The sequence below is a fragment of the Methylocystis sp. genome (genome assembly GCF_050251305.1).
Taxonomy (GTDB): domain Bacteria; phylum Pseudomonadota; class Alphaproteobacteria; order Rhizobiales; family Beijerinckiaceae; genus Methylocystis.
The window spans coordinates 64,688-76,129 of the sequence record NZ_JBFWNB010000012.1 but is presented as its reverse complement, the minus strand read 5'-3'; the positions used below and the strand labels follow the sequence as shown (position 1 = coordinate 76,129).

At 63.0% G+C, this 11,442-nt stretch carries 13 protein-coding genes; 7 read left to right on the top strand and 6 right to left on the bottom strand.

Features of this window, described 5'->3' with window-relative positions; all coding sequences use genetic code 11:
* The 7 genes from AB7F41_RS06425 to AB7F41_RS06395 all read left to right on the top strand — a co-directional run.
* Positions 1–731 (top strand): DUF1614 domain-containing protein (locus AB7F41_RS06425; protein ID WP_428406461.1); only part of this gene is annotated, 731 nt, incomplete at its 5' end.
* Between the two features lie 219 nt (positions 732–950).
* Positions 951–3,341 carry a TonB-dependent receptor gene (locus AB7F41_RS06420; RefSeq protein WP_428384339.1) on the top strand — a complete coding sequence of 797 codons (2,391 nt, stop codon included), beginning with the start codon at positions 951–953 and terminating at the stop codon, positions 3,339–3,341.
* Between the two features lie 107 nt (positions 3,342–3,448).
* On the top strand, positions 3,449–3,853 hold the full coding sequence (locus AB7F41_RS06415; protein WP_428384341.1) for an EF-hand domain-containing protein: 405 nt from the start codon (positions 3,449–3,451) through the stop codon (positions 3,851–3,853).
* Positions 3,854–3,918: 65 nt separating this feature from the next.
* Positions 3,919–5,097, top strand: a complete 1,179-nt coding sequence (locus AB7F41_RS06410; protein ID WP_428384343.1) for an ABC transporter substrate-binding protein — start codon at positions 3,919–3,921, stop codon at positions 5,095–5,097.
* Between the two features lie 140 nt (positions 5,098–5,237).
* On the top strand, positions 5,238–6,182 hold the full coding sequence (locus tag AB7F41_RS06405; RefSeq protein ID WP_428384345.1) for a YVTN family beta-propeller repeat protein: 945 nt from the start codon (positions 5,238–5,240) through the stop codon (positions 6,180–6,182).
* Positions 6,179–6,925: an ATP-binding cassette domain-containing protein gene (locus AB7F41_RS06400; protein ID WP_428384347.1), complete on the top strand. Its 747-nt coding sequence runs from the start codon at positions 6,179–6,181 to the stop codon at positions 6,923–6,925. The genes AB7F41_RS06405 and AB7F41_RS06400 overlap by 4 nt, the downstream gene beginning before the upstream one ends.
* A complete protein-coding gene (locus AB7F41_RS06395; RefSeq protein WP_428384349.1) occupies positions 6,922–7,752 on the top strand; it encodes an ABC transporter permease in 831 nt (276 codons plus the stop codon). Before AB7F41_RS06400 ends, AB7F41_RS06395 begins: the two co-directional genes overlap by 4 nt.
* Before the next feature lie 21 nt (positions 7,753–7,773).
* Here AB7F41_RS06395 and AB7F41_RS06390 read toward each other — a convergent pair whose 3' ends face one another.
* The 6 genes from AB7F41_RS06390 to AB7F41_RS06365 all read right to left on the bottom strand — a co-directional run bounded on the left by AB7F41_RS06390 (position 7,774) and on the right by AB7F41_RS06365 (position 11,367).
* Entirely contained in the window at positions 7,774–7,974 is a 201-nt protein-coding gene (locus AB7F41_RS06390) for a hypothetical protein (protein WP_428384351.1), read from the bottom strand.
* Between the two features lie 26 nt (positions 7,975–8,000).
* Positions 8,001–8,906 carry a hypothetical protein gene (locus AB7F41_RS06385; protein WP_428406460.1) on the bottom strand — a complete coding sequence of 302 codons (906 nt, stop codon included), beginning with the start codon at positions 8,904–8,906 and terminating at the stop codon, positions 8,001–8,003.
* 57 nt (positions 8,907–8,963) lie between these two features.
* Positions 8,964–9,491: a translation initiation factor IF-3 gene (gene infC / locus AB7F41_RS06380; RefSeq protein ID WP_428383780.1), complete on the bottom strand. Its 528-nt coding sequence runs from the start codon at positions 9,489–9,491 to the stop codon at positions 8,964–8,966.
* Between the two features lie 180 nt (positions 9,492–9,671).
* Positions 9,672–10,547, bottom strand: a complete 876-nt coding sequence (locus tag AB7F41_RS06375) for an alpha/beta fold hydrolase (protein WP_428383782.1) — start codon at positions 10,545–10,547, stop codon at positions 9,672–9,674.
* Complete coding sequence (locus AB7F41_RS06370; RefSeq protein WP_428383784.1) at positions 10,544–10,768, bottom strand: FmdB family zinc ribbon protein; 225 nt, start codon at positions 10,766–10,768, stop codon at positions 10,544–10,546. Before AB7F41_RS06370 ends, AB7F41_RS06375 begins: the two co-directional genes overlap by 4 nt.
* Positions 10,768–11,367, bottom strand: a complete 600-nt coding sequence (locus AB7F41_RS06365) for a hypothetical protein (protein WP_428383786.1) — start codon at positions 11,365–11,367, stop codon at positions 10,768–10,770. Before AB7F41_RS06365 ends, AB7F41_RS06370 begins: the two co-directional genes overlap by 1 nt.
* Positions 11,368–11,442 lie beyond the last annotated feature (75 nt).

Below are 11,442 nucleotides of genomic sequence, written 5' to 3'. Positions count from 1 at the left end.
TGTATTCACATTCTCTTCAATATCTTCCCCTGCCGCCAATCATCTATGCGATTTTCGTCGGCGCGGTCATTGCGCTTTTCCTTCTGATACAAATTGGCGTGCTGAGTTACGCCTATGGCCGCATCGGCTTGAGCCCGATGTCTGCGACAATCGTATTGCTCGCGTCGCTCTTGGGAAGCTACGTCAACATTCCTGTTGCGCATCTCGCCGACGAACGTGTCGTCTCTCAAGAAGTGATCGAGTTTTTTGGCGAGCGCTATATCGCTCCGGTCGTGGTTGACTGGCCCGGAACGATTCTGGCGGTCAATGTCGGCGGCGCCGTCATTCCATTCCTGCTTTCGATCTACCTGCTCTTCCGCAATCGCATCTGGATTGTCGCAACGGCGGCGACCGCGATTGTCGCTGTGGTCGTGCATCTCTTCGCGCGGATCGTTCCCGGCGTCGGCATCAGCGTGCCCATCTTCGCGCCGCCGCTGTTGTCAGCGGCGCTTGCGATCGTGCTGTCGCGCGATTTCGCCGCGCCGGTCGCCTATGTCAGCGGCAGCCTTGGCACGCTGATCGGAGCCGACCTGCTCAATCTCGGCCGGATTCACGAGATCGAGACGCCGATCGCGTCATTTGGCGGCGCAGGAACTTTCGACGGCATTTTCGTCACCGGCATTCTCGCCGTGCTGATCGCAAGTCTGCGCCTGCGGCGGAAGACGCCCGGCGTCTCGCCCACGCCGCCATAGGCGCCGCCCGTGCGCGCCCGCGTTCGACGTCGTCGCGGCGAACCGGGAAATATTCCCGAATATGACGGGAGCTTATCCAAAGATTCGCGTTATTTTTCAGAAGTGTAGCCGTCACGCAACAGACGGGAAATATTGCCGTACTTTCGCCCGCGGGCACTATCGGCGGCGCGCCGCGCAGATATAACTCATTCAAACAAAGTTGAATGTCCCGGACTGCACATGCGCTACGTCAAACAGGTTTCGCTTCTCTCTCTTTGCATCGCGGTTACGACGACGGCGCGCGCCCAGCAGGCGCTGCCGACGATCGAGGTTGGCGGGGCGCCGTTGCGCTCGACGTCTCGGGCCCCTGCGTCCGTATCCGAACGCGCTCCGACGAGCGGCGGCGCGACCGCGACGCCCACACCGGCGGCGCCCGTTCAAGCGTCTCCTGTCGTGCGCTACGCCGTTCCTGCGGCGACCTATACGATCACCGGCAATGAGCTGCAGAACACGCGCGCGTTCAATCTTCCGGAGAACCTCGTCCGTCAGGCGCCGGGCGTCTCCATCAATGACGTCGCCGGCGGCCCGTTCATGCCGGAAATCGATTTTCGCGGCTTCGTCGCCTCGCCGATCGCCGGCACGCCGCAGGGCCTCGCGGTTTACCAGAATGGCATCCGCATTAACGAAGCCTGGGGCGACAATGTCTATTGGGACATGATCCCCAGCGTGGCGATCGACCGCTTCACGCTCGTCACCGGCAACCCGCTGTTCGGCCTCAACGCGATTGGCGGCGCCGTCACGCTCGACATGAAAAACGGCTTCACCTGGCAGGGCTTCGAACTCGACGGGCGCTTCGGCAGCCGCGGTCGCCGCCAGGCATCGATGCAATATGGCGTAATGTCGGGGCCGTTCGCCGCCTATCAGGCCATGGAGGCGCTGGGCGACGACGGCTATCGCCAGTTTTCCGGGGCGCATATCAAGCGTTACTATGGCGACGTCGGCTATCGCGGAGACAGCGGCGAGATCCACGCCAATGTGACGCTCGCGAACAACAAGTTCGGCGTGTCGGGCCCTGCGCCGGTCGACCTCACCAACCTCGACGAGAGCGCGGTGTTCACCACGCCGCAGACGATCAAGAACACGCTCTCGATGTTCGACGTCAACGGCGTATTTCAGGCGACGCCGACCTGGAAGCTCTTCGGCGACATCCACTACCGCGCCTTCGATCAGGCGCGGGTCGACGGCAACACGACGGAATTCGAATGCGAGGCGGGCGAGGAGTTCTGCGAATCGGACGCCGGCGACACGAACATCCCCAATTTCTTCAACGGACAGGCCCCGCTCGGCGCTGTGGATCGAACCTGGACGCGTTCGCGCACCATCGGCGGCACGGTGCAGGTCAAGAACGACGATCGTTATTTCGGGTTCCACAACGAGATTACGTTTGGCGTCAGCTACGATCACGGCTGGACCGCCTTCTCCGCCAATGAGGAACTGGGCATTATTCAGCCCAATCTCGTCGTCGGCGGCTTCGGCTATATTGTCGAAGAGCAGGCGAGCGGCATCTCCAGCGTCTCTGTGCGCGCGGCGAATGACTATCTCGGCGTCTATGCGCTGGATTCGCTCGATCTGACGGACGAACTGAAAGTGACGGCCGGCGCCCGTTTCAACCGCGCCGGCATCGCGCTCTACGACATGCTCGGCTCGGCGCTCAACGGCAACGGCGTTTTCAACCGCATCAATCCCGTGGCCGGCCTGACCTACAAGATTCTGCCGAACGTCTCGGCTTACGCCAGCTATTCGGAGGGCAACCGCGCGCCGACGCCGCTTGAACTCGGATGCGCCGATCCCAACCGCCCCTGTCTCATCGACAACTTCCTCGTCGCCGACCCGCCGTTGAAGCAGGTCGAGTCGCAGACGATTGAAGCCGGCTTGCGCGGCGACCTCGCGCTTCCCGCCATACTGCCGGCCTATGCGGACGCGCTTCCCGGCAATCTCAACTGGAGCCTTAGCACATTCCGAACCTACAGCTTCAACGACATTCTGAGCGTGCCCAGCACGATCAACGGCCGCGGCTATTTCACCAACGCCGGCACGACGCTGCGCCAGGGCTTCGAATCGTCCTTCCGCTACACGACCGAAAGAGTGAACGCCTATCTCAACTACACGCTGACAGACGCAACGTTCCGCTCGACGATCGTGCTCGGCTCGCCGGACAATCCGCTGACGGGAATCTTTGGCACGGGCGGCTCGATCCTGGTGACGCCCGGCGCCAATCTGACCTCTGTGCCGCGCCACCGGTTCAAGACCGGAATTGACTTCGCCGTGAACCCGCTGTGGAAGATCGGCGCCGACTTCCAGTACACCTCGGGTCCGTGGATTCGCGGCGACGAAATCAACCTTGCCGGTCGGCTGCAGCCCTATGGCATCCTCAATTTTCGCACTTCCTACCAGCTTGGCCCGAACATTCAGGTCTATGGTCTGCTCGAGAATGTGACGAATACCCGGTCGCGCAGTTTCGGCACATTCTTCGACACGAACGATATCGCCTTCCTCGCGTTCAACAATCCGCGCATGGTCTCGGTGGGGCCGCCTCTCGGCGTCTATGGAGGCGTCAAGCTCACCTTTTGAGGTGAGAGCCCCCACCCTGGCGCGGCGGGCCGCGGCGCCGCCGCTGGTTCGCCTCGCGTCCTGCGCGCTATATTGATGGCGATGCCCTTAATCCAAAGGAGTCGCACATGAAGAAAGCATTGCTGTTCGGCGCGCTCGCGCTCGCAGGGGTTGTGGCGCTGCCGGCGACCTCCGCGGTCGCGAAAAAGGCGACGGGAGCCGTGGCCGCGCTCGATACCGACGATGACGGCACGGTGGATCTCAACGAGATCAACAAATCGGCGGAGGATCTATTTACGCGTCTCGAAAAAGACGCGGACGGGACCGTCGATTATAAGGAAATGAAGGGACGCGTCTCGAAAGGCGCCTTCGCAAAGGCGGATCCCGATGATGACGGCACGCTGTCCAAAGACGAATATTTGAACATGGTCTCCGGCATGTTCAAAGATGCGGACCCTGACAACGACGGCACGCTTGACGCCAAAGAGCTCGCATCCAAGAACGGCAAGGCGCTGCTGCGCGTCGCGCGTTAGGATCATCGGCCGGCTGAACGCCGGATAGACTTGATCCGGTCGCCCGGAGCGGTCATCTAGGACGAATGAAACGTCTGGCCGCCGGTCTTTTATGTCTGCTCGCCGCGTTCCCCGCGGCGGGCGACCCTTTGAAAGTAAAGGTTGGGATGTTGCGCGAGCCGCACTCCCAGGAAACGCTGTCCATTCTTGACATCCCTGCGCCCGACGACGGGCTCGCCGGCGCGCTTCTCGGCGCCGCCGACAACAATACGACCGGCAAATTCACCAACCAGCAATTCGAGACCGTCGACCAAAGCCTCGACGAGAACGCCGACGTCGGCGCCGCGGTCGACGCGCTGGCGGATGGCGGCGTTTCGTTCATCATCGCCGACCTTTCGCCGGACCGTCTGCTTGCCGCGAGCGCGCGCGCCAAGACTCGCGGCGCGCTCCTGTTCAATGTCTCTGCGCAGGACGAGCGCCTGCGCGAAGAGGACTGCAGAGCCAATATCATTCATGTCGCGCCGACGCGCTCGATGCTTGCGGACGGTCTGGCGCAATATCTGATCTGGAAACAGTGGCGGCGTTGGCTTCTGGTCAAGGGATCGCATCCGAAAGACGAACTTCTCGCGCAGGCGCTGCGAAACAGCGCCAAGAAATTCGGCGCCAAGATTGTCGATGAACGGATCTATGAAGACACCGGCGGCGGCCGGCGCAGCGACTCCGGCTCGGTCCAGACGCAGCGGCAGATTCCGCTCCTGACCCAAGGCGCGCCAGCCTATGACGTGCTGGTTGCGGCCGACGAAAGCGAGGTCTTCGGCGGCTATCTGCCCTATCGCACCTGGGACCCGCGTCCCGTGGCGGGCTCGGGCGGGCTCACGCCGACAAACTGGGACGCCTCACACGAGCAATGGGGCGCGCGCCAATTGCAGAACCGATTCATCCAGACATTCAGACGTTTGATGAACGCGCGCGACAACGCGGCTTGGCTCGCGATGCGGATGATCGGCGAAGCCGCGACGCGCACCGCCTCGAACGACGCCGAGAAGCTCCGCCTGTTCATGCTCGGCAAGGATTTCTCCATCGCCGCATTCAAAGGCGTTCGGCTCACGCTGCGGCCATGGAATCAGCAATTGCGCCAGCCGATCCTCCTTTCCGACGGACGGATGATCGTTTCCGTTTCGCCGCAAGAAGGCTTTCTCCATCAAACGAGCGAACTCGACACGCTCGGAGTCGATCAGCCAGAGACGAAATGCAAACTGCAATGACATGCGCCCTGTCTCTCACGCCCTTCCCGCGTCATGGCCGGGCTTGTCCCGGCCATTTATGCGCGGCCGTCAATGGCTTGGACGCCCGCGACAAGCGCGGGCATAACGGACTTTCCGTCGCTCGTGCGGCGGCCTTCGCTTTGCTGTGCGCTGCGTTCTCCATCACGCCGGCTTACGCCTACAAGGCTTACGTCAGCAACGAGAAGGGCAACACCATCACCGTCCTCGACACGGACAAGATGGAAGCGATCGCGACCGTGAAGGTCGGCCGCCGCCCGCGCGGCATCGAGCTCAACAAGGACGGCTCAGAACTCTACGTCTGCGCCGGCGACGACGACGCCATTCAGGTGCTCGACACGAAGACGCTCAAAGTCGTCGGCAAGCTGCCCTCGGGCCCGGATCCCGAGCTTCTGGCGCTCAGTCCCGGCGGCGACGTGATTTATGTCTCGAACGAAAACGACAATCTTGTCACGCTTATCGATGTGAAGAAGAAAGCGATGATCGGCGACATTCCCGTCGGCGTCGAACCCGAGGGGATGGCGGTCAGTCCCGACGGCAAGCTGCTCGTCAACACCTCTGAGACGACCAATATGGCGCATCTCATCGACACCCAGTCGAAGGAGATCGTCGCCAATATTCTCGTCGATGGACGGCCGCGTTTCGCCGAGTTCAAGAAGGACGGCTCGGAGCTTTGGGTTTCGTCGGAAGTCGGCGGCACGGTCGCCGTCATCGATCCGGCCAAGCGCGAATTGAAGCAGAAGATCAGCTTCGAGGTTCCGGCGATGTCGAAGGAAGCGATCCAGCCGATCGGCATTTCCATCACGCGCGATGGAAAGCGCGCCTTCGTGGCGCTTGGGCCGGCGAATCGCGTCGCGGTGATCGACGCCGAAACCAAGAAGGTCGAAAAATATCTGCTCGTCGGCCAGCGCGTCTGGCATCTCGCTTTCACGCCCGACGAGAAATATCTGCTCACCGCAAATGGCGTCTCCAACGACATATCGGTGATCGACGTCGCATCGCTCAAAGTGGTGAAGTCGATACCGGTTGGGGCCTTCCCCTGGGGCGTCGTCGTGGCTCCGCAATGATTCCTGCGCTTGCGATCAGAAACGTCAGCCATTCCTACGGGACGCGCAAGGCGCTCGACGATGTCGGCTTTTCCGTTCCGCCCGGCAGTTTCACCGTGCTTTTGGGGTTGAACGGCGCCGGCAAGAGCACGCTGTTTTCGCTCATCACGCGGCTTTACGCGGCGCGCCAGGGCGAGATCGAAATCTTCGGCCATGACGTCATGCGCGAGCCGGGCGCCGCGCTGCGCCAGCTCGGCGTCGTGTTTCAGGCGCGCACGCTCGATCTCGAATTGAGCGTGATGCAGAATCTGCTCTACCACGCGGCCCTGCACGGCATCGGTCCGATCGACGCGCGCCGCCTCGGCCAAGCGGCTTTGTTGCGCGCCGGCCTCTCCGACCGCGCGCAGGACAAGGCGCGCGCGCTGTCGGGCGGACAGATGCGCCGCGTCGAAATCGCGCGTGCGCTGTTGCACGATCCACGGCTGCTGCTGCTCGACGAGCCGACCGTCGGGCTCGACATCAAGGCGCGCGCCGATCTTCTCGCGCTCGTTCGGGGCCTGGTGCGCGATCAGGGTTTGGGCGTTCTCTGGACAACGCATCTGATCGACGAAGTGGCGGACGACGATCAGGTGGTCATTCTGCATCAGGGCAAAATTCTCGCAACGGGACGCGCGGCGGCGATCAACGCGGCGCAAGGCGCGGCGAATATCGGCGAAGCCTTTGCGCGGCTCACCGGGGTCGATCGGGAGAGGCTTTCGGCATGAGCGACGTCGCTGCGCCCAAGGGCTTCACCCTTCGCCAATACCTCATCTGTCTCTCGGGCGTCGTCTGGCGCGAGGGGCTGCGCTTTCTGCATCAGCGCGAGCGCTTCGTCTCGGCTCTGGTGCGGCCGCTGGTCTGGCTCTTCATCTTCGCGGCGGGATTTCGGCAGGTGCTCGGCGTTTCGATCATCCCGCCTTACGAAACCTATGTGCTGTACGAGGTCTATATCGCGCCGGGACTGATGGCGATGATCCAGCTCTTCAACGGCATGCAGTCCTCGCTCTCGATGGTCTACGACCGCGAGATGGGCAATATGCGGACGCTTCTCGTCTCGCCCTTCCCGCGCTGGTTTCTGCTCGGCTCGAAACTTCTGGCGGGCGTCGCCGTCTCGATTCTGCAGGTCTACGCCTTCCTGCTGATCGCTTTTTTCTGGGAGATCGAGCCGCCGACGAAATGGGGCTATCTCACCGTGCTGCCGGCGCTGGCCCTTTCGGGACTGATGCTCGGCGCGCTCGGCATGCTGCTTTCATCGCTGATCAAACAGCTCGAAAATTTCGCCGGCGTGATGAATTTCGTGATCTTTCCAATGTTCTTCGCCTCATCCGCGCTCTATCCGCTGTGGCGCGTAAGGGAGTCGAGCCCCTGGCTCTATTACGTCTGCGAAGTCAATCCGTTCACCCATGCGGTCGAACTGATACGTTTCGCCTTCTATGAGAAAGTCGCGTGGACGTCGCTCGCCGTTCTCGCCGCCTATACGAGCGCGTTCCTCGTCGGCGCCATCCTCGCCTATGATCCCGCGCGCGGTCTGCTGATGCGCAGGGGCGGCTGAATCGGCCGGCGAGTTCGGGGGTTAGCGCTGGCGATGCGCGCCGCGTCGCCTTTCGCCGCGATGCGCGCGGCCTTCAGGACATTTGCCCCAGCAATCCCAGCGCCCGTGCCGCGCGCCATGCCTGAACCATTCGGCCTGTCCCTCGGTCCAGGGGCTCGCCGAAGCGGGATCTGTCGAGAAGAGGATCACTAGAACGATCGCCGTCGCGGCCAATTTCGCCATTGCGCCCTCCTCTCGCGCAGCCGCCGCTATTTTTTCTCGTCCTTCTTCACGGTCTCGGCCGCGACTTCCTCGGCGACGCCGGCCGGCAGTTTGACGCCCGAGGCGAGCTGCGCGCCGAGCGCGATCGCCCGCGCTTCCGTTAACCTCAGGGCGCAATAGCCGAAATCCGGCTCGCGCGCATAGGAGCGGCACACTTCCTCTCGCCAGGAGGAGAATCCCGCCTGCTGTTTGACCAGAAAGCTTCGGATCGCCTTTTCCTTCTTGTGCTGGTCGTAAAGCGCGCGGAAGGTGCTGCGCACCGTCTTCTCGACGCGAGCGCGGGCGCCCAGCATTTCTTCGCCCTTCTTCGGGTCGATTTCGTCGGCGCTCATCCCCCAGAGTCCCTCGGGATCGGCGCGGCAGCCGGCCTCTTTCAATTCGCAGGCCTTGCCCTCATTGGTGACGAGGATCGCGCCGTCGAGGACGTCCAATGTGAAGGGACAGGCGGGAAATCCGATCTGATAGCGGCGCAGCCCATTATCGCTCGCCTGCGCCGTGAGCTTCAGCGGCATGCCCGCGACTTGCACGCGGCATGATTCGCCCGAACGCCGCAAATCATCGCCGATCAGCATGAGCTTCGCGACCTGCAGGTCGGCGCCGGCGCGGGAGAATTCTATCGCGCTTCCCTCGCCGTCCTGTTTGAGGGTTTTCCCGACGATCGCGTCCTCGGCGGGCGCTTTCGGCATGATCGCGGGACCTGCGGCTGCGCCCATCTCGCCGCCGACGCTTCTTTTTTTGGCGGGGCCGGCGACCGTTCCCTCAGGGCTCGGCGCGACGGCGCCCGGCAGGACAAGCTGCGCTTTCGCTGAGATGACGCCCGCGGCGATCAGCGCCGCTGCGCCGAAAAGACGGACGCGGCGCGCGGCCAGAGTGCGGGACCCAAATCCAAACATGGCGATCGCCACCCCTCGGCCGCAGTCCGGCCCCTGCCCCATGCGGCGAGGCGCGCGCTATCGAGGCGCGAGCACCATCACCATTTGCCGCCCTTCCATGGACGGTTCGAGTTCGACCTTGGCCAGCGTGGCGGTTTCCGCCTTCACGCGCGACAGCAGTCGATAGCCAATGTCCTGATGCGCGATCTCGCGGCCGCGAAAGCGAAGGGTGACCTTAACCTTGTCGCCCTCTTCGAAGAAGCGGCGCACCGCCTTCATTTTCACGTCGTAATCATGTTCGTCGATGCCCGGCCGGAGCTTGATCTCCTTCACCTCGACGATCTTCTGCTTCTTGCGGGCCTCGGCGGCCTTCTTCTGCTCGGCGAAGCGAAAACGCCCGTAATCAAGTATTTTGCAGACGGGGGGCGCGGAATTGGGCGCAATCTCGACGAGGTCGAGCCCCGCGCCCTCAGCCATGCCAAGCGCGTCCGGCAATTGGACGACGCCGTGATTTTTCCCCTCGGAATCGATTAGCTGCACTTCTCGCGCGCGAATTTCCCGATTTATGCGCGGCCCTTCCTTCTGGGGGGCTGCGACGCTCTTCATTGGACGGCGAATGGATCATCTCCTTCTTTGGCCAAAAGCCGGCCGCTGCGCCGAAGGCGCAAAACAGCGACCGCCGGACGCGCAGTCCGGGACCTTATAAAGAGATTCCCACGCCTGCGCGCCAAGTCAACAGTTCGAGCCCCCGCCACGCCGCTTTTTGCGAAGGCAAGCGCCGAATATTTACACAAAATCCAAAATCAAACCATGAACCCTTTCAGGGGCGTCTTCGGGCGTCCAATGCGACACGCCCGGCATTCGCTCGATCCGGAGATCGCGAACATAGCGCTCGGCGCCGTCGAGACATGATTCGCCGAGCGCCGCATCCTCCAGCCCCCAGACGACAAGCGTGGGCGCATCGATCGGCTGATCGAGATCTTCGGCCTCGAGAATGTCGCGGCCCGCGGCGCGGTACCAGTTGAGCATCGCGGTTGCGGCCCCCGGCGCCGAGACATTGGCGCGATAGATGTCCATCGCCTCTTTCGAGAAGACGCCCTCCCGCCCTGCGACCATTTGCATCAGCCGCGCGGCGACGGCGCCTCGGCCTGCGGCGAGCAGCCGGTCGGGGAGCCAGGGCAGCTGAAAAAAGCCGGCATAGGCCGATTTGAGCTTCTGTCTCCATTCCTCTTCGAGCGCCCGCCGGAAGCACAAAGGGTGCGGAATGTTCAGCGCGACGAGCGCGTCGATGCGGCGCAATTTGCGAATGGCGACGGTCCAGGCGACGAAGCCGCCCCAGTCGTGGCCGATCAGCGCGACCGAGGCCGGATTGGCGGCGTCGATCAGCGCCGCGACATCATGCGTGAGCGCTTCGAGCGAATAGGCGTCTTTCTCCCGTGGACGACTGGTCGCCCCGTAACCGCGCTGATTGATGGCCCAGACCCGATATCCCGCCGCGGCGAGCGGCCCGACGAGATGACGCCACATGACGGCGTGCTGGGGAAAGCCATGCAGCAGCAGCGCGACGCGGTCCCCTGCGCCGGCTTCAAAAATCTCGAACGAGATTCCATTGGCTGGAACGACGATGCGGCGCGCCCCAAGAAGCGCCGCCGCCGACGTCACATCTGGCCCGCTAACGCCGGGCAGCTCGGACAGGGCGCGCCGCCCGACATCGCGGCGCAGCTCTCCCCCGTCTCTCCGCCCGCGGCGGGACGCGCGATCAGGGACAATTGACGTTCGACCTGGACGCCGCCGCAAGACGGGCATGCGGGCGTTTCATCGAAATGCGACAAAGTCTCGAACTCATGTGCGCAGTCATTGCAGCGATAGGTGAAAAGCGGCATTAGCCCCTCTGACGTGCCGAACCGATGATCGCCAATTTTACTGGGCCTGCGCGCCGTGCGCAATGTGGCGGTTCGACATAGGCGAGCATCCAGCGCGCGCGTCGTGCGACGCCGGGATCGCCGCTCTCCGCGCGACTCCGCAACTCCTCTTGCAGACGCGGATGGTTGATTTTTGCAGCCAGTCGGCAATAGCGCCGAAATTCCTGCGACGCGCGTCGGTCTACCATCGCGAGAGACACGCCGCGCAGGCGCTCCGCCTGATCCTCGGTTAGCGCCATGCGATTAATGAAACGAATGAGATCGGCCTTGGCGTAGCCCGAACCGAAAAACATCGGATCGGCTTCGAGAAAGCGAATCGCGCCCTCGAGTCCGCGCGCGTCGCCGGCTTTCAGCCGTTCGAGATCCTCTCTGAAATCGGGCGGATAAGCGAGCCGCAACGCGTCGCGAAAGCGGGCGATCGCCGCCTTCCAGGCGATCGTCGCAGGATCGTTTTCGTCATTGCGGTTCGTGAGCCGCGCAAATGTGCGGCTGATATCCTGATGCGCCGCGCGCGCCGCCGACGCCCGCTCCTCATAATTGAAGCGCCATTTCTTACCCATACTTCTTCAAATGTCGGACTGATGAAGCGAAATATGCGTTTTGACGCACATGCCTGTGCGGCCGCGCAGGCGCGC